19 protein-coding genes are annotated in these 17,407 nt (G+C 40.1%); 9 read left to right on the plus strand and 10 right to left on the minus strand.

Annotated features, from left to right (window positions below; translation table 11 throughout):
- The first annotated feature begins 40 nt into the window (after positions 1–40).
- Positions 41–247, plus strand: coding sequence for a hypothetical protein (locus tag KF872_03065; protein MBX2902512.1), 207 nt, complete (start codon positions 41–43; stop codon positions 245–247).
- Between the two features lie 206 nt (positions 248–453).
- A complete protein-coding gene (locus KF872_03070) occupies positions 454–3,411 on the plus strand; it encodes a M1 family metallopeptidase (protein MBX2902513.1) in 2,958 nt (985 codons plus the stop codon).
- Between the two features lie 6 nt (positions 3,412–3,417).
- Here KF872_03070 and KF872_03075 read toward each other — a convergent pair whose 3' ends face one another.
- The 4 genes from KF872_03075 to KF872_03090 all read right to left on the minus strand — a co-directional run bounded on the left by KF872_03075 (position 3,418) and on the right by KF872_03090 (position 7,407).
- Positions 3,418–4,416 (minus strand): PorP/SprF family type IX secretion system membrane protein, encoded by a 999-nt coding sequence (locus tag KF872_03075; GenBank protein MBX2902514.1) that lies wholly within the window; start codon positions 4,414–4,416, stop codon positions 3,418–3,420.
- A gap of 227 nt (positions 4,417–4,643) precedes the next feature.
- On the minus strand, positions 4,644–5,579 hold the full coding sequence (locus tag KF872_03080; GenBank protein ID MBX2902515.1) for an NAD-dependent epimerase/dehydratase family protein: 936 nt from the start codon (positions 5,577–5,579) through the stop codon (positions 4,644–4,646).
- Positions 5,580–5,597: 18 nt separating this feature from the next.
- Positions 5,598–6,458 carry a glucose-1-phosphate thymidylyltransferase RfbA gene (gene rfbA / locus KF872_03085; protein MBX2902516.1) on the minus strand — a complete coding sequence of 287 codons (861 nt, stop codon included), beginning with the start codon at positions 6,456–6,458 and terminating at the stop codon, positions 5,598–5,600.
- A gap of 25 nt (positions 6,459–6,483) precedes the next feature.
- Positions 6,484–7,407, minus strand: a complete 924-nt coding sequence (locus tag KF872_03090; protein MBX2902517.1) for a hypothetical protein — start codon at positions 7,405–7,407, stop codon at positions 6,484–6,486.
- Between the two features lie 158 nt (positions 7,408–7,565).
- On the opposite strand from KF872_03090, the gene rpsC reads away from it, so the two are divergent.
- The 7 genes from rpsC to rpsD are packed head-to-tail and all read left to right on the plus strand — an operon-like array spanning position 7,566 to position 10,635.
- On the plus strand, positions 7,566–8,315 hold the full coding sequence (gene rpsC, locus KF872_03095) for a 30S ribosomal protein S3 (protein MBX2902518.1): 750 nt from the start codon (positions 7,566–7,568) through the stop codon (positions 8,313–8,315).
- A gap of 23 nt (positions 8,316–8,338) precedes the next feature.
- Positions 8,339–8,776, plus strand: coding sequence for a 50S ribosomal protein L16 (rplP, locus tag KF872_03100; GenBank protein ID MBX2902519.1), 438 nt, complete (start codon positions 8,339–8,341; stop codon positions 8,774–8,776).
- 27 nt (positions 8,777–8,803) lie between these two features.
- A complete protein-coding gene (gene rpmC / locus KF872_03105; protein MBX2902520.1) occupies positions 8,804–9,013 on the plus strand; it encodes a 50S ribosomal protein L29 in 210 nt (69 codons plus the stop codon).
- 8 nt (positions 9,014–9,021) lie between these two features.
- On the plus strand, positions 9,022–9,276 hold the full coding sequence (rpsQ, locus tag KF872_03110; GenBank protein ID MBX2902521.1) for a 30S ribosomal protein S17: 255 nt from the start codon (positions 9,022–9,024) through the stop codon (positions 9,274–9,276).
- A 34-nt stretch (positions 9,277–9,310) separates the two neighbouring features.
- Positions 9,311–9,679, plus strand: coding sequence for a 50S ribosomal protein L14 (rplN, locus tag KF872_03115; GenBank protein ID MBX2902522.1), 369 nt, complete (start codon positions 9,311–9,313; stop codon positions 9,677–9,679).
- Positions 9,680–9,704: 25 nt separating this feature from the next.
- Entirely contained in the window at positions 9,705–10,007 is a 303-nt protein-coding gene (gene rplX, locus KF872_03120; GenBank protein ID MBX2902523.1) for a 50S ribosomal protein L24, read from the plus strand.
- A gap of 22 nt (positions 10,008–10,029) precedes the next feature.
- Positions 10,030–10,635: a 30S ribosomal protein S4 gene (rpsD, locus tag KF872_03125; protein MBX2902524.1), complete on the plus strand. Its 606-nt coding sequence runs from the start codon at positions 10,030–10,032 to the stop codon at positions 10,633–10,635.
- 159 nt (positions 10,636–10,794) lie between these two features.
- On the opposite strand, the gene aceA is transcribed toward rpsD, so the two are convergent.
- The 6 genes from aceA to KF872_03155 form a co-directional block, all read right to left on the minus strand.
- Positions 10,795–12,075 (minus strand): isocitrate lyase, encoded by a 1,281-nt coding sequence (aceA, locus tag KF872_03130; protein MBX2902525.1) that lies wholly within the window; start codon positions 12,073–12,075, stop codon positions 10,795–10,797.
- A 62-nt stretch (positions 12,076–12,137) separates the two neighbouring features.
- The gene (gene aceB, locus KF872_03135) at positions 12,138–13,712 is read right to left on the minus strand and encodes a malate synthase A (GenBank protein MBX2902526.1); all 1,575 of its coding nucleotides are present in this window, start codon (positions 13,710–13,712) and stop codon (positions 12,138–12,140) included.
- 113 nt (positions 13,713–13,825) lie between these two features.
- Positions 13,826–14,617 carry a 3'(2'),5'-bisphosphate nucleotidase CysQ gene (cysQ, locus tag KF872_03140; GenBank protein ID MBX2902527.1) on the minus strand — a complete coding sequence of 264 codons (792 nt, stop codon included), beginning with the start codon at positions 14,615–14,617 and terminating at the stop codon, positions 13,826–13,828.
- A 5-nt stretch (positions 14,618–14,622) separates the two neighbouring features.
- Entirely contained in the window at positions 14,623–15,300 is a 678-nt protein-coding gene (locus KF872_03145) for a DUF4412 domain-containing protein (protein MBX2902528.1), read from the minus strand.
- 22 nt (positions 15,301–15,322) lie between these two features.
- Positions 15,323–16,774, minus strand: coding sequence for a hypothetical protein (locus tag KF872_03150; GenBank protein ID MBX2902529.1), 1,452 nt, complete (start codon positions 16,772–16,774; stop codon positions 15,323–15,325).
- Positions 16,775–16,877: 103 nt separating this feature from the next.
- On the minus strand, positions 16,878–17,297 hold the full coding sequence (locus KF872_03155; protein MBX2902530.1) for a hypothetical protein: 420 nt from the start codon (positions 17,295–17,297) through the stop codon (positions 16,878–16,880).
- Between the last annotated feature and the right edge of the window lie 110 nt (positions 17,298–17,407).

A 17,407-nucleotide genomic window follows, 5' to 3' on the forward strand; every position in this document is an offset into this window, starting at 1 on the left:
TATTTTTGTTTCATAATTCATTAACCAAATTTTAATTGTCATGAAAAAGTTATTCTTTGCAATTGCTGCCATAGCAACCTTAGCCGCAGCCCCTTCTTGTAAAAAGTGTGGATTCTGTAAGTACCCAAATGGTTCTACAAGCGATGCTGTTTGTAAAAATACTACACTTTCTGCTTTGGGAGTAGATGAGTATTCGCAAGCAGAGGCTCAATGTGCTGCCGATGGAGGAACATGGCAAAAGAAATAAATAATAGCTGTGTGTTATTACGAAAGCGGTGTTTATCACCGCTTTTTTTATGCCATAATTTCAAGCTTGTTTCTACTTGCAATTGTTGGTAGAGTTGGTTCAAAAAAGAGTATGTTGAGTTGGAATATGGAAAACAATTGGATGCAACTCAATATTTATCGCTTATTTTAATGCTTAGTTTAAGAAACCTTTTTTCTTCGTTTTCAATGAAGCAACTTCTCACTCTTTTTATATTTTTTGCCACAGTAAATACATATAGCCAAAACTACTGGCAGCAGGAAGTAAACTACGATATTGACGTTACGCTAAACGATTCTGCGCATACGCTCAACGGTTTTATCACCATTCACTATAAAAATAATTCACCTACAACACTGCACGAAATTTGGATGCACTTATGGCCCAATGCATACAAAGATAATTCCACTGCGTTTGCAAAGCAGCTGTTAGAAAATGGCAGAACCGATTTTAGGTTTAGCAAGCCACACCAAAAGGGATACATCGGCAAAATAGATTTTAAAGTAAATGCTGAAGCCGTAAAGTGGACTTTCGATAAAAAGCATATTGATATTGCGTTGCTCACACTTAACCAACCATTGCAACCGGGCGAGAGTATCACCATCAGCACTCCGTTTTTTGTGCAATTGCCAAAAACATTTTCGCGTCTCGGACACGAAGGTCAATCGTATCAAATTTCGCAATGGTATCCCAAGCCTGCGGTGTTTGATATAAGCGGATGGAATGCTATGCCATACTTAGATATGGGCGAATTTTACAGTGAATACGGCTCGTTTGATGTACGTATTACCGTGCCCAAAAATTATGTGGTAGCCGCCACCGGAGAACTGCAAACAATTTCGGAACATCAGTGGATAGATTCACTTATTGCAGTTTTTAAAAGCGATACCTTAGTGCCGCCAACAGGGCGAAAAAAGCGCAGTATTGCCGATGCGTTTCCTCCATCGGATAGCAAAACAAAAACCATTCGGTTCGTGCAAAATAAAGTGCATGATTTTGCATGGTTTGCCGATAAGCGTTATCGCATATATCGCGATACGGTAGAGCTTCCCGTAAGCAAGAGAAAAGTAGTTTGTACTGCTATGTTTTTAAAGCAGCGTTTGCCGCTTTGGAAAAATGCTACCAAGTATTTAAAAGATGCTGTATTGCATTATAGCGCAAAGGTGGGCGAATATCCTTACAGTGTAGTTACAGCAGTAGAAGGCGCACTCGAAGCCGGAGGCGGTATGGAATATCCCACTATCACCGTAATTGGAAATGCAGGCAGTGCCTCTAGTTTAGATGAAGTAATTACACATGAGGTTGGGCATAATTGGTTCTATGGAATCTTGGGCAGCAATGAACGGAAAAATCCGTGGATGGATGAGGGCATCAACAGCTATTACGAGCGCATATACATGAAAAGAAAGTATCCCAATCAGCCTCTGTTTGGTGTATTTGGAAAAACAAAACTTGCCGGAATGCTGGATCTCAAACGTTGGAAACAAGCTGATTTAAACTACTTGGCATACTTGCTGCAAGCACGCGAAAACCGCGACCAAGCTGCCACATTGCCGGCTTATGAATTTACATCCATGAATACAGGCATTATGGTGTATATGAAAACTGCTGTATTGCTGGAGTATCTTAAAACGCATCTAGGCGAAGCCACATTCGATAAAGCTATGCAAACCTATTTTGAACGTTGGCAGTTTAAGCATCCGCAGCCAATAGATTTTAAAACTGTATTTGAAGAAGTAAGTGCACAAAATCTTTCGTGGTGGTTCGATACATTGCTGGGTTCCACAAAAAAAAACGATGTAGTAGTGCGGCACGCCACATTGCAAAATGATGGTAGAGTAGAAGCTACACTTAAAAGCAAATTATCGGCAGTGCCTGCATTGCCAACTGTTTTTGATGGAAAAAAAATAGTGAACGACTCATCCATGATTTCGCTCGATATTAACCGCAAAAACAATTACTATTATCCCAATAGAATTGCTAAACGCGTGCCCCCACTGCGCCTGCAGTTTTTGCAGAGTATAGAAAATCCGGAGCGAACTCAAATATGTTTTGCGCCTTGGTATGGCTGGAATAACTACGATAAAAGTGAGATTGGTATTGCCTTTTACAATCCAATATTGCCTACCTCAAAGTTTCAATACCTAATTGCACCTGCTTACAGTGTGGCTGCTAAAACTGTTATTGGGGGCTTCAAAATGAGCTATAATTTATTTCCTGAAGAAGGGAATATACAACACATAGCTTTTGGTATCAATGGAAAGCGATACAGTTATTTGTTGTTTCCCGATGCCAAGCAGTTTAATAAGTTAGAGCCAACCATAGCCATAGAATTTAAAAAGAAACATGCACGAAGCCCCAATACACATTTCTTAAAGTTGCGCAGTACCAATATCTGGCTCGATTATTCATTTAAGCAAATGAAGAGCATTATTAGCCGAACACAGCACTATTACGTAAATGAGGTTACATATAGGTTTGAAAGGAAAACTACCCTGCACCCTTTTGATGTGCAAGTGCAAATGCAGCAAAGCGATTACTTTATGCAGTTACGTGCCGAAGCCAATTTTAGAATTAGCTATAAGCAAAAGAATAAGGGCTTCGATATTAGAATTTTCGCAGCAGGAAATCCCGTGTATTTTAAACCTAAGAATGATATTTCGGCACCACTCGGTAGGCTTTATTTAAGCATGAATACATTGCAGAATAATATTTATTGGTTGCAGCGCGATTACATGTTTGATGAAACATTTATAGACCGCAATGGTTTCGATAAATACCTTGGAAGGCAAGTGGCATATACGCAAGGTGCATTTAGGTCGCTTACTACTTTTGGTGCCACCCGCAACTTTCTATTGAGTGCTAATTTTTCTTCAGCTTTGCCCATTCCTGTTCCTGTGTATCCTTGGGCTTCTACCGCAGTAATTTTAAACGAGCAAAACAAGTTTGATTTTGCTGCCGAAGTAGGCTTTTCCATCGGTTGGAAAAACATACTGGAAATTCATATTCCGGTTGCCACCACTAAGAATATTAAAGACAATCAAGAGCAGATATTTGGCTACAAGCGTTTTTTTCAACGCATAAGTTTTACCGCCAAGTTTAATCTCGGAAAACCCATAGATTGGGTGAAAAGAATAGTAGGGTAGGAGTAACTAAAATTTTACGCAGGGAGCCTTGTCGCGTTTATTTTTTTGCAATTGCACAATGTATGAAACGCCTACCTCTATTGAGCCTTGAAAGTGCGTAGCTTTGCGCAACTGGCTTATATTAAAATCATAACCCACCACGGCTTGAAATCCCTTGTAATCTAAGCGCGCACTGGCAATGAGTGCATCGGGTGCAGGATTGGCAAAGCGGGTAAATAAGCCAAATGCAATGCCGTTTCTTTCATCGCTAAAAGCATCGAAAATATATTGAGCATAAGTGCCGGCATTTACTTGCCATAGCCCTCCTTGATATATAAACATGGCAGATGGCAATAAGTTGAATCTTGGTGTAATGTCTATTACTGCACCTGTGTGTGCCGTAATGTTTGCTTTTACATTGCTGCCTATTGTTGCAAACCGCTCCTTGGGTTGTAAAATATGCTTGTATGCTCCTGCTATATACCAACTTAGCCTGCTGCGGAAGGCAATATGGTAGCGTAATCCAACACCTGCATCAAAAGAAATGGTATTGGCAGAAATATTTTCGGGAATACCATCAGAAAATACTGCTTTCCCGGTTTGGATACCATACATTCTAAGTTCACCTTGCAAGCCTAGTGCAATAGAGTGGCGCACATTGCCTCTTCCAAATCCCTTTGAATAAGCAAGGTTCATGGTGGCATTGGTGGTTCTAAAGCTTAAATCGCCAGCCCAGTCGTTGTAAACGCATAGGCCTGCGCCCATGTAATTTCGCTTGTATTTTCCTTTTAAGAAAGCGCCATCCACTGCTGCGCCTACTGTTTGCATCATGCTGCTGCCGTATTTAGAATGTACGGTGAAAAATTGATTTCGGTAAATTGCTGCTGCGCGTATATCACCATCAAAAAAACCTGTCATGGCGGGGTTTAGGTGCAGGGGCATGGCATGTATTTGCGAGAATGCAACATCTTGTGTTTTGGCACACAGTGTACTAAGTACGAATAAAAGTATAAGACCGATACGCATGACAATAAATAGAGCGCGAATGTAAAAATGTGAGGAAGTAAAAATAATGGTGGTCTATTTCGGTAAATAACAAACTATATGTATGGTCGGATCTAAAAAATAGTAGCAGTTAACGCTTAGGACATTCCTTACAGCGTTTATCTTTTTTATATTTTTTGCAGCATTTCTTTTTACGGCAAATTTTTGTCGTTTTTCCCTTTAAAGTAAGATTAAAAGGTAGTTCCATTTTAGTAGTTGTATTTACCGCTTTCTACTGTTTTTTTTATGCCATCTTTAAGTGAAGTCATTGGGCGACCAAGCAAGGCGCGCATTTTTGAAATATCTGGTTTGCGCCTTGTCATATCACCTTCTACCAATGGAGGTAGGTGTATTAAGCCAGATGACGAGCCTGTAATTTCAAGGATGGTTTGTGCAAGTTCAATAACCGGAAGTTCAATATCGCTTCCAATATTTACGGTATCGTTAATGTGCTTGTTATGGTAAAAGGCGTTTACACAAGCTTCAATATTATCTTCTTTATAGCAGAATGTTCTGGTTTGGGTACCATCGCCATAAATGGTAATAGGTTGATTGTTTACGGCAGCTTTAATAAAGCGACTCATAACAAAATCGGTACTTTGTTTAGGACCGTAAGTATTAAAGAACCGGAAAATGGTATAGTCTAATCCAAATTCTTGTTGGTAGCTGCGCAAAAATGCTTCACCTACGTTTTTTACTACGGCATAAGGCAGGCGCGAATTGAGCGGAGTGGTCATTTCGTTTTGCGGATGCTCTATTGGTTCGCCATATACTTCTGATGAAGATGAGAAAAATACTCTTCTCACTCCGGTGTTTTTACATAAATCAAGGATATATTTTATCCCTTGAATATCGTTGAGCACGCTTACGGGATTATCTAAAGTTCGTTTTACGCCCACTACTGCTGCGTAGTGAAAAACATAATCGAATTTATAGCTGGTCATTACCGCACTTATGTCGCGGTATTCATTGCAATTGCATTTTATGAATTTCCAATTTCCGGTATTGGATTCCGGTAGTCTGGAGCGGTTTCCGGTAGAAAGGTTATCTACGATTACCACAAAGTTATCGGGGTTTTCAATAAGTTTATCTACTAAGCAACTGCCCACAAATCCTGCTCCCCCGGTAACTAAAATTTTTATCATTTTTTTATCTGTTTAGAATTATGCTGAAATTTCCATTAAGTATTTTCCGTAACCGCTTTTGAGTAATGGCTCTGCCAAGGTGCGCAATGCTTGAGTAGAAATAAATCCCTGCCGCCATGCTTCTTCTTCAATACAGCCTACTTTTAAGCCTTGTCTTTGTTCAATTACTTGTACAAACTGCGAAGCCTGCATAAGTGAATCGAAAGTGCCTGTATCTAGCCAAGCGGTGCCGCGGTCTAAAATACCAACCGATAGTTTATTTTGCTCTAAATATACTTTGTTTACATCGGTAATTTCGTATTCGCCACGGGCGCTGGGTTGCAGTGCTTTTGCAATTTCTACCACATGGTTGTCGTAAAAGTATAAGCCGGGTACGGCATAATTGCTTTTAGGCTGCTTGGGTTTTTCTTCAATAGAAATGGCTTTTCCTTCTTTATTGAATTCTACTACGCCATAGCGCTCCGGATCGCTTACATGGTAGGCAAATACCACACCGCCCTCAGGATTTACTTTGGATTTTAGAAGATTATCTAGTGAGGAACCATAAAAGATATTGTCGCCTAAAATAAGCGCTGCCTTATCGTTTTCTATAAAAGTATCTCCAATTACAAATGCTTGTGCCAAGCCGTTGGGTACTTCTTGTACTCTGTATTCAAACCTGCAGCCGTATTTTTTTCCATCGCCCAGTAAACGTTCAAAGTTGGGCAAATCATGTGGTGTAGAAATAATAAGTATTTCGTTTATGCCGGCTTTCATGAGTACGCTCAGCGGGTAGTATATCATTGGCTTATCGTAAATGGGCATTACTTGTTTGCTTATGGCATAAGTAATGGGATAAAGCCGTGTGCCGCTGCCGCCTGCTAGAATAATTCCTTTCATGTTTTATATAGTATATAAGTAGCTGTTACAGTTTAATTCCCGGATCGGGTATGGCAGCTAACTTTTCTTGAATGCTTTTTATTTTACTTTCTTGCTTATCTATTTCGGTTTGTGCGGCTTTCTTTTGCCCTGTGGTTTTGTCTTGTGCACGCTCTTCATTTCTTATGCTGGCTTTGCATTCGTCAATTTCCTTTGCCATTTTTTCTTTTTGTTTGTATAGGTTCGATTTGTCTTTTTCTAAACCTTTCAAAGTTTTCTGAGCTACTTTCTTTTCATCGCCCAAAGCATTGGTTAATTTTAAAATTACATCTTTTTGTTGTGCAATTTGCCCATTTTTAAGTTCTATTTCGCGGTCGGTTCTTCTAATTTCGGCTTCGTTCTTTTCAATCTTTCTTTTGCTTTCGGCAATGCTTTTTTCGCTCTTGTCAAATTCTTTTTGGAAAGTTTTCATGTTGCCTTCCATTCCTTTTAATACTTTTTGTTCTGTTTCTAATTCGGCTTTTACTTGTTCTATTTTCACCAAATTGGCAAAGTCGTTCAAGTATTTTTTAATGGCAAGTATTTTTTCATCGGTGGTAGTGCCCGGAGCTAAAAATACATCTTGCTCTGCAAAAAACGCGGTTAAGCGTACACCTTCAATAGTTTCTAACATGGTAGCATATAAAAAGAAAGGAGAAGGTGAAATATTGCGATCTACGGCTCCAATAATTGTCCATTCACCTTTATTGTTTTGAACTTTTTCTTTTGAACCCCTTGCCACATATTTGCCCCAAAGCGTTTCAATTTCTTTTAACTTGGCTCCGGGTAGGTTAAATATAAATGCAGGTTGAGTGCCTTTACTCATGGGTTTTGGCTCAATAGTAAATTCTACACCTTGATTGGGAGTTGTTTCTTGAACAAATGCAACCTTAAAAAATAGGAGGAAAATAATTGCTAATACGTTACGCATCAGATAGTTTGTTTTAATTGAAGTGCAAAAAAAACAAACACTTCCATAAAGGAAAGAATGTGCAAAAAGAAATTTTTTAGCTTACCCCTTGCATCACAACTGGCAAATACTATCTTTGCAGCCCTTTTTGTAGAAAAAACACAAAAAAATAATAATTCATGGGTCAGAAAACCAGTCCAATAGCCAATAGACTTGGCATCGTCCGCGGATGGGATAGCAATTGGTACGCAGGAAAAGACGCTTCTCAGAAGTTGATTGAAGACGAAAAAATTCGTACTTACCTGAAAGCTCGTATTAACAAAGGTGGTATCTCTAAGATTACTATCGAAAGAACTTTAAACCGCGTAACTGTAACTATCCACACCTCGCGTCCGGGTATCATTATTGGTCGTGGTGGCAATGAAGTAGATAGAATTAAAGAAGAAATTAAGGCTATTACAGGCAGAGATGTACAAATAAATATCTCTGAAATTCGCAGGCCGGAATTAGAAGCTGCAATTGTAGGCGAAACTATTGCTAAGCAGTTGGAAGCTAGAATTAATTACCGCAGAGCAGTTAAAATGGCAATTGCTTCGGCAATGAGAATGGGCGCAGAAGGAATTAAAGTGCGTGTAAGCGGTAGAATTGGAGGTGCAGAGATTGCACGTAGCGAAGAATATAAACAAGGAAGAGTGCCTTTACATACATGGAGAGCAGATATAGACTATGCTCTTTGCGAAGCATTAACCGTTTACGGAAAGTTGGGCATAAAAGTATGGGTTTGCCGTGGAGAAGTATATGGTAAACGCGATCTTTCGCTTGCTGCCGCAGCAAATAACGAAGGAGGAAGAGAAGAGCGCAGACAACCACGCAGAGGTGGTGCCGGTGCAGGTGGTGGTCGCGGACGTGGAGAAAGAAAACAGAATTAAGAACATAACATCATAACAACATCATGTTATTACCTAAAAGAACAAAATATCGCAAACTGCAGAAGGGTCGCAACAAAGGGGTTGCTTCTCGCGGGTTCTCAATATCTTTTGGAACTTATGCTTTAAAAAGCTTAGAGTCTGCTCATGTTACCAATAAGCAAATAGAAGCGGCTCGTGTTGCCGTAACTCGTTTTATGAAGCGTGAGGGAAAAGTATGGATTCGTATTTTCCCCGATAAAGTAATTACTCGCAAGCCTTTAGAGGTAAGGATGGGTAAAGGTAAAGGTAACCCAGAAGGTTGGGCTGCCGTTGTAAAACCTGGAACTATCTTATTTGAGTGCGATGGCGTTTCACGCGAAGTAGCTGTAGAAGCTATGCGCCTTGCCGCACAAAAATTACCGGTTAAAACAAAATTTATAACCGCACACGATGCTGTAGAAATAGCAAGTGCAGAAAAATAATTCACGAAAACTATAATAATTTAAGTCATGGGAGTGAATAAAAAATTAAGCCAAAAAGACGTTACTCAATACGTTGTTGAAGATTTGGCTGCTAAAGTAAGCGAGGAAAAGCAAGCATTGCAACGTGCTAAGTTTTCGCACGCTATTACCACTTTGGATAATCCGGCAGGCATTACTGCAAAACGCAGAAATATTGCCCGTCTTTTAACTGAATTCAATAAAAGGAAAAAAGCCTAAGCATAAAAATGGAACGCAATCTCAGAAAAGAACGTGTGGGCATCGTAACTAGCGATAAAATGGACAAAACCATTACTGTAGCTATTGAAAAACGTGTGAAACACCCTATTTACGGAAAGTTTGTAAAGCAAACAAAGAAGTTTAAAGCACACGATGAAAAAAATGATGCAAAAGCCGGAGATACCGTAAAAATTATGGAAACCCGCCCATTAAGTAAAACTAAGCGCTGGCGTTTGGTAGAAGTGGTAGAAAGAGCAAAATAACATAATCTGTTAACCAATAAATTAAGCTGAAAAAATGTTACAACAGGAAAGCCGTGCAATAGTAGCCGACAACAGCGGAGCCAAAGAAGTACTTATTATTAGAGTACTTGGAGGCACCAAAAGACGCTATGCCGGAATTGGAGACAAAGTGGTAGTAACCGTAAAAAAAGCGTTACCAACCGGTGGTGTAAAGAAAAGCGCCAAAAGTAAAGCTGTAGTAGTTAGAACATCTAAGCATTTGCGCAGAAAAGATGGTTCTTATATTCGTTTTGATGATAATGCAGTAGTACTGCTGAATAACCAAGATGAACCACGTGGTACCCGTATTTTCGGACCGGTTGCCCGCGAATTGCGCGATAAAGGTTATATGAAAATTATTTCATTAGCTCCTGAAGTATTATAAATTTTAGCCGTTTAAGAATATGAAATTGCATGTAAAAAAAGGCGACACAGTTCAAGTGCTTGCCGGAGACGATAAGGGAAAACAGGGTAGAATTACCGAAATTGACCGTAAAAAACAACGTGTGTTTATAGAAGGCGTAAACCTTCAAACAAAACACGCTAAACCGAATGCACAAAATCCAAATGGAGGTATTGTAAAGAGCGAAGGCTCTGTGCATATTTCTAATGTTGCCTTATTGAGCGATGGAAAACCAACTCGCGTTGGTAGAAAAGAAGAAGGCGGAAAAACAGTACGCGTTAGCAAAAAAACAGGAAAAGTTTTAGATTAAACAACAGTAAAAAAGATATACAATGGCTCGCTATACCGGACCAAAAACAAAGATTGCCCGTAAATTCGGAGAAGCAATTTTCGGATTTGATAAAAATTTTGAAAAGAGAAGCTACCCTCCAGGTCAGCATGGACTTTCTAAGAAACGTAAAACAAAGAGTGAATACTCTTTGCAGCTTAGTGAAAAGCAAAAAGCTAAATATACTTATGGTTTATTGGAGCGCCAATTCCGCAAAGTATTCGATAAAGCTGTACGCAAAAAAGGTGTAACAGGTGAAAACTTGTTGAAATTCTTAGAAGCTCGCTTAGATAATACTGTTTACCGCCTTGGATTTGCAGCCAGCAGAATGCAGGCTCGCCAGTTGGTTTCGCATAAGCATATTACAGTAAATGGTGAAGTAGTTAACATTGCTTCTTTCCAATTAAAACCGGGCGATAAAGTTGCGCTTCGTGAGCGTAGCAAAAATTTAGAAATTGTACAAAATGCAATGAGTGGTCGCTCTAAAAAGTTCAATTGGTTGGTAATGGACGAAAAGGCAGTGGAAGGTACATTTGTTGATTTTCCTGAAAGAGATCAAATTCCGGAAAATATCAATGAACAGTTAATTGTAGAGTTATACTCAAAATAATATAAAAACTCTTTTGTTCAGAACGGAGGCTGCCTTAGGGCGGCCTTTTTTATTATATATTGGAACAAACCGAAAAGATGGGAAAAAGAAAAGCCCTTCAACAATTTCTGCTGAAGGGCTTTGTTTGATTATTTATTGCCTAAGGCAATAATAAATTGCTTAGTGGAATTGTTCTGCCTCGGTAGAGCCTGCTAAAGCTGTAGTAGAAGATTGACCTTGCTGCACAACGTTTTGAACTGCATCGAAGTAACCTGTTCCTACAAAAGATTGGTGTTTAATAGCTTTAAAGCCGTCCTTTTCCATAGCAAATTCACGTTGCTGCATTTGGCTAAAACCTGCCATGCCGCGCTCTACATAGTTTTTAGAAAGTTCAAACATAGAAGAGTTCAATGCGTGGAAACCTGCCAATGTAATGAATTGGAATTTGTAGCCCATTGCAGCAATATCTTCACGGAAGGTAAGCATTTGCTTTTCGTCCATAAATTTTGCCCAGTTAAATGAAGGCGAACAGTTGTATGCCAACATTTTGCCCGGATATTTAGCGTGGATGCCTTGTGCAAATTCGCGTGCTAAACCTAAATCTGGGTTTCCTGTTTCCATCCAAATTAAATCTGCATAAGAGGCGTATGAAAGACCACGGTCAATACCTTGCTCTAAGCCATTTTTTACATAGTAGTAGCCTTCTGACGTACGTTTGCCGGTAATGAATTTGCTATCGCGAGGGTCTATATCTGAAGTAATAAGGTTGGCTGCTTCGGCATCGGTTCTAGCAATTACTAAGGTTGGTACATTGCATACATCGGCTGCCAAACGTGCGGCAACTAATTTGTTGATAGCTTCTTGTGTGGGAACCAATACTTTACCGCCTAAGTGTCCGCATTTTTTTGCAGAGGCTAATTGGTCTTCCCAGTGTACACCGGCAGCACCTGCTTCAATCATACCTTTCATTAGCTCAAAGGCGTTGAGGTTGCCTCCAAATCCGGCTTCGGCATCGGCTACGATTGGCACCATCCAATCGCGTTGTGGCTCTCCATCCATGTATTCAATTTGGTCTCTGCGCATTAAGGCATTGTTGATGCGTTTTACTACGGCAGGAACTGAGTTTGCAGGATAAAGTGATTGATCCGGATACATTTCGCTGCCTAAATTGGCATCGGCAGCTACTTGCCACCCCGAAAGGTAAATGGCTTTCATACCTGCTGCTACTTCTTGCACAGCTTGGTTTCCGGTAAGGGCTCCAAGTCCTGCTACCCAAGAATCGGTGTGTAGGCGATTCCATAGTTTTTCTGCTCCGTTGCGAGCTAATGAATACTCAACTTGTACAGAGCCTGCAATATTGATTACTTCTTCGGCTGTGTATGGGCGAGTAACGTTTTTCCAACGTGGGTTGGTTTCCCATTCTTTTTTAAGCGCGAGCGCTCTTTCTACTTTTGTTGCCATTTGTTTTGTAAATTGATTGTTTTTGTTTTTTAATGAAGTGAAGTTTCTTTATGAGTAGTCATTTAGTCTATTTCTTCGTAGGCAGGAAGGGTTAAAAATTCTACATAATCGCCTTGGTTTACCAGTTCATCGAACATGGCAATGGCACGTTGCATGGTTGGTGTATTAAATGCGGCTTCGCCAACGTATGCTTTCACATTTTCTAATTCGCTTGGTAGTAATTGTTTAAACAATTCGTAGGTAATGGTTCTGCCATCATCGAGTTTGCTGCCGTTTTTAATCCATTGCCATACTTGTGTGCGCGAAATTTCGGCTGTGGCGGCATCTTCCATTAAGTTGTGTATGGCTGCTGCACCTACTCCGCGTAACCAACTTTCAATATATAAAATGCCTACGTTTATATTCATGCGTAAGCCTGCTTCGGTAATAGTTCCTGTTGGCACTTCCAATAGGTCTTTTGAGGTGTAAACTTCTCCGTTGCGGGTAATGTGGTAGTTGTTTGCTGTAGGCATGTGTTCGTTGAAGATATCCATGGCTACTTTAACTAGGCCAGGGTGGGCAACCCAAGTGCCATCGTGGCCGTTGGTTACTTCGCGCAGTTTATCTTGGCGTACTTTTTCTATTGCTGCATTATTGGCTGCTTCATCGTTTTTAATTGGAATAAAGGCACTCATGCCGCCCATGGCATGTACTTTTCTTTTGTGGCAGGTTTGGATAACAAGCTTGCTGTATGAAGCCATAAATGGAACTGCCATGGTTACCTGACCGCGATCCGGCAATACAAAGCCGGCTGCATTACGGAGGCGCTTGATATAGCTGAAGATGTAATCCCATCTTCCGCAGTTAAGTCCTGCCATGTGTTCGCGGAGTTCATAAATAATTTCGTGTAGTTCGAAGGTGGCAAGAATGGTTTCAATTAGAACGGTTGCTTTTATGGTGCCTTGCGGTATGTTGAGTTCGTTTTGTGCAAATACAAAAACATCGTTCCAAAGGCGGGCTTCTAAATGGCTTTCCATTTTTGGAAGGTAGAAGTATGGACCGCTGCCATTTGCCAATAGTTGTTTTACGTTGTGAAAGAAATATAAGCCAAAATCGAACAATGAGCCACTCATTACTTCTCCATCTACGGTTACGTGTTTTTCATTTAAATGCCAGCCACGCGGACGTACAAGGAGTGTGGCAATTTGCTCGTTTAATTTATATTCTTTTCCATTTTCGTTTTTAAAGGAGATGGTTCTTTTGTTGGCATCGCGCAGGTTTATTTGGCCTTCAATATTGTTGCTCCAAAATGGTGAGTTTGAGTCTTCAAAATCTGCCATAAACATTTTGGCACCGCTATTGAGTGCATTTATTATCATTTTTCTATCTACCGGACCTGTAATTTCTACTCTGCGGTCTTGTAAATCGGCAGGAATTGGTGCAGCAGTCCATTCTCCTTCGCGAATGGCTTTTGTTTCGGGTAAGAAATCGGGTAGTTTGCCTCCGTCTATTTCTTTTTGGCGTACTTGGCGTGCTGCTAATAATTCTAATCTTCTTTTATTGAAGTTTTTTTGAAGTTTTTCTACAAATGCCAATGCCTCCGGAGTAAGTATAGATGTGTATTCTGGCGTAATTGCTGCGTTTATTTCAAGTGCCATTTTTGTAAGTGTTTCGTTGATGTTTTTTTATGGAGCCGCAAAAATGGGAAGTAAAACCGAAAGATGCAAGCGAAAATTCGCTAATAAGGGATTTTCGCTAAATTCGCTAGCGGTTATTGTGCCAAAAACCATGGATTTAATAGGTTTTCTTTGTTATACTTTAATGGTTGTTTGGTGTTAAAGTCCACTACTTGCTTGCCTACGGCTTCCACTATTACTTGTGCCGCGGCTGTGTCCCATTCCATAGTGGGTGCAAAGCGCGGATAAATATCGGCTTCGCCTTCGGCAACCATGCAGAGTTTTAGCGAGCTGCCGCGCGATACAAATACTACGTGTTTTCCACTCGCCTTTAGTTCGTTTACAAAATCAATAGTTTCGTTGGAAAGGTGCGATCGGCTGCCCACTATTTTAAGTAAGATTGAACTTTGGTGGATTAATGGTGTTGCTTTTTTGAGTTTAAGAGGCTCTTTTCCTTTGTCTATTTTGAAGGCGCCAACGCCCGAAATGCCAACATAGCAGCAAGATGTAACCGGAATATACACGATGCCAACCACTGGTTTTTGATTTTCGATTAGCGCAATGTTTACTGTAAAATCGCCATTATGGTTAATAAATTCTTTGGTGCCGTCTAATGGATCTACCAACCAAAAGCGTTGCCAATGCTGGCGGGTGCTATAGGGTATTTCTTTAGATTCTTCAGATAAAACAGGAAGGTGGGCGTAGTGTTTCAGCAGTGCTGTTTCAATAACTTGGTGCGAATGTTTATCGGCTTCGGTAAGCGGACTGTTGTCTTCTTTGTGCTCTACTTCAAACGAAGTTTTATATATTTCAAGAATGGCTTGTGCGGCATTAGCTGCAATTTGCACTAATAGTTCGGTATTTATTTCTTTATAGTTGGGCAACATCGTTATTACTTACGTTGCAAGGTAGATGCATCAATATAGGTTGAGGGAACTTTAAAGTCTGCTTCGGTAAGTGGTGTTTTTTGTACGTTGGTTGCTTCTAAGGTAACGATTACATTGCCTGCTGCGTCTTTTATGGTAGATGCCAATGGAAAGCCGGAAAGTTCACTTTCTGCAATGCCATTTAGTTCGGGATAGGATTGGAAAAAACTAGCCCAAGGTTTCACATCCGGCAGCGACTCTGCCAGCCAAAATTCGCAGTTGAACTTTTCGGTATTGAAAATTACTTTTTTGCAAGGTATGCCAGCTATAGTTTTACCTTCGGAAGTAAGCACAGCTTTTCCACGTTTATAGTCGAATCGGGCATCGGGTTTTAAAGAAGTTGTGCTAATGGTGTAAAATATCTTCTTCCCGTTTTCAGGATTTTCATCCATCATTTTTATGGTATTGTTTGCCCTATCGGTAAAAAAGAGCGATGAAACATTCTTGCCTTCAAACTTATTTTTGAGTTGTAGTTTGCAGTTGTTTTTATCAATCTGCCAAACTAATTCCATTTGCATATTTTGAATGGCATTGTCTGTATATTTCATTTGTATAGAATAGCCTTGCGCAGCGCTGTTCAATAGCAATGCCGCCAGTAAAAAACTGAGAACGGAAAGTTGTTTTATGTGGAAATACATATTCATAAACAGTTTTTTTAAAAATAAATTAAGGTCCAATAATTCCTTTTATGAATGAAGAATTATAGGTGCCATCGGGCAAGCCTTGTAAGGAGTGGTTGTTGCGCTTAATAGCCATGCCGGGATTGCCGCCTGCGGGACCATAAACGGGAACTATACCGCCTAATGGAATATTAAAACAGGTAGTTCCAATAATTGGAATGCTTACACATGCCTGAATGGCAATATCAATAAAACCCGGTTGACCGGCTTGTGCAAAGCCTCCGCCATTACCACCTCCGCCACTTGGAATAATATTGATGGTAGCAATACTTATTGGAATAGAAATGGGCAATGCAGCTGCCCCTCCGTTGCCAGGTATGGAGTTATTGCCTGCAGTGGCATCTTGCCCGGATTGGAATAAGCCAATGGTTAAACCGCCATTGTTGGTAGCAGAACCGCCTTTGCCCGATTCGCTGCCACCGCCACCGCCCATGCCTACGCCCATGGTTACAGTACCAATTACAGGAACGTTAAAAGAGAAAGAAACGCCTACGGAGCCGCCACCGCCACCACCTCCATAAATAATACCATTATTTTGGATGATGGTGCGGGTAGTAAGGTTAAGTGCATTACCTCCATCTTGCCCGGGATTGCCCGGAGGAAACTGGTTGAAATTACCGCCAAAACCACCATTGCCGCCACGCCCGAGAAATCCCCCATTGTTTAATATCCCAACTAAAGAGTTGGGGTTTAAATTTCCGGTAGTATAAGTTGGAGCGGTTGCGCTATCGCTGTGTAAAATGGCGCCTTGGTTTACTCTAAAGATTACACATTTTAAAGACCCTGCAGGAAGTAGTGTGCTGTTGCGTGCTTGTAAATCGTAGGTGCTTTGGTCTGTAAATACATCTATCTCTACACATGGCGCAATGTAAACGGTATAGGTAGTAAACTTAATTTCGTTATCGCAAATGGCTTGTACTATTACTGTAAAAGTGCCGGATTGTGCAAAGATTCCTGCCTTTACAACTAATTTTACCGTGCCGCTGGAATCTAAAATATTGTTGCCTTCAAAGTAAACAGAAACACCTTGCGGTGGTGTGGCAATAAATGTAACGGTAGTTTGCTGGTTGCCATTTAATTGGTTTACGGCAATATTGGTAAAAACAGAATCTGCAACTATTCTATCTAATGTATCAATAGGCTTAGGATTGGAAACATTGATGCGGCATTCATAGCAGTTTCTTTCGTAGGTGCGTAACCAGCAATCTCCATTCCAATATTCAATTACACTATCCTGTGCATTGAAGATAGTTAAGCCTCTTAATGGATTTTTTATGGAATCGCGCTGGGTAGAAGTAAGCCGCGTAAGCCCTAATCCTTTTTTGGTAGATTCTAATTGCAGCACAGCACTGCTATCGGGAATTAGAATATTGATGCCCACTTGAGCAATGCTACTTTGCAATACTAAACTAAGCAGCAGTAAAATAATAAAGCGCATAGGCAAAGAAATATCTACAATAATAAAACGAAAAATATAAAACCAGGAGGGAATTTTAGAGAGGTGCAAACGTACCTAAAAATAAGTAGATACAGCAGTTTAACTATTTAATGGGAGTAGGGAAAGAATTAGTGGCTATCTTGTATAGTTGAACCATTTCACGCTGTATTTTTTCTTCTTTTACTTTGTTGAAGCAGTCTTCTTTCACAGAGTCAAAAGATTTTGTTTTAGTGCTCACTCTATCTACTACATAATACATTACCTTAGAAAAGAAACCCGGTACCTGCAATAAATCGCTAAACTTATTTATTGGTATATTTTCTATAACAGAGGTTATTGTAAAGGAAGGAAGCAAGCGTACATCTCGTTCATAGCTTATAGCAAACTCTGAATTTTTATCGCCTTTAAATGGCATGGTAGAGTCGGGTATAGCGGACAATTCCATCACTTTTTTCTTAGCTTTTTCAATAGTGGCTTTATCTTCTTTTAATGCAAAAATTTGAACAGTTGTAATTCTATTCAACTTTAGTGCTAAAATGCTGCTTCCTCGCCAATTTTCTGCAAGCTAAAATCCTAAAGTATATTGTTAGTATTATTAGCATAATGAAGTATTTTACCAGTAGATTCTTCTTT

The sequence above is a fragment of the Chitinophagales bacterium genome (assembly GCA_019638515.1).
In the GTDB taxonomy this organism is placed as follows: Bacteria; Bacteroidota; Bacteroidia; order Chitinophagales; family LD1; genus UBA7692.

What these genes read in the sequence shown, in the direction of transcription:
- KF872_03070 (MBX2902513.1), top strand. Translation starts at nt 454, where the DNA reads ATGAAGCAACTTCTCACTCTTTTTATATTTTTTGCCACAGTAAATACA.
- KF872_03090 (MBX2902517.1), bottom strand. Translation starts at nt 7,407, where the DNA reads ATGCGTAACGTATTAGCAATTATTTTCCTCCTATTTTTTAAGGTTGCA.
- rpmC (MBX2902520.1), top strand. Translation starts at nt 8,804, where the DNA reads ATGGGAGTGAATAAAAAATTAAGCCAAAAAGACGTTACTCAATACGTT.
- rplN (MBX2902522.1), top strand. Translation starts at nt 9,311, where the DNA reads ATGTTACAACAGGAAAGCCGTGCAATAGTAGCCGACAACAGCGGAGCC.
- rpsQ (MBX2902521.1), top strand. Translation starts at nt 9,022, where the DNA reads ATGGAACGCAATCTCAGAAAAGAACGTGTGGGCATCGTAACTAGCGAT.
- KF872_03075 (MBX2902514.1), bottom strand. Translation starts at nt 4,416, where the DNA reads ATGCGTATCGGTCTTATACTTTTATTCGTACTTAGTACACTGTGTGCC.
- KF872_03065 (MBX2902512.1), top strand. Translation starts at nt 41, where the DNA reads ATGAAAAAGTTATTCTTTGCAATTGCTGCCATAGCAACCTTAGCCGCA.
- KF872_03080 (MBX2902515.1), bottom strand. Translation starts at nt 5,579, where the DNA reads ATGATAAAAATTTTAGTTACCGGGGGAGCAGGATTTGTGGGCAGTTGC.
- aceB (MBX2902526.1), bottom strand. Translation starts at nt 13,712, where the DNA reads ATGGCACTTGAAATAAACGCAGCAATTACGCCAGAATACACATCTATA.
- KF872_03145 (MBX2902528.1), bottom strand. Translation starts at nt 15,300, where the DNA reads ATGAATATGTATTTCCACATAAAACAACTTTCCGTTCTCAGTTTTTTA.
- aceA (MBX2902525.1), bottom strand. Translation starts at nt 12,075, where the DNA reads ATGGCAACAAAAGTAGAAAGAGCGCTCGCGCTTAAAAAAGAATGGGAA.
- rplP (MBX2902519.1), top strand. Translation starts at nt 8,339, where the DNA reads ATGTTATTACCTAAAAGAACAAAATATCGCAAACTGCAGAAGGGTCGC.
- rpsD (MBX2902524.1), top strand. Translation starts at nt 10,030, where the DNA reads ATGGCTCGCTATACCGGACCAAAAACAAAGATTGCCCGTAAATTCGGA.
- rfbA (MBX2902516.1), bottom strand. Translation starts at nt 6,458, where the DNA reads ATGAAAGGAATTATTCTAGCAGGCGGCAGCGGCACACGGCTTTATCCC.
- KF872_03150 (MBX2902529.1), bottom strand. Translation starts at nt 16,774, where the DNA reads ATGCGCTTTATTATTTTACTGCTGCTTAGTTTAGTATTGCAAAGTAGC.
- rpsC (MBX2902518.1), top strand. Translation starts at nt 7,566, where the DNA reads ATGGGTCAGAAAACCAGTCCAATAGCCAATAGACTTGGCATCGTCCGC.
- cysQ (MBX2902527.1), bottom strand. Translation starts at nt 14,617, where the DNA reads ATGTTGCCCAACTATAAAGAAATAAATACCGAACTATTAGTGCAAATT.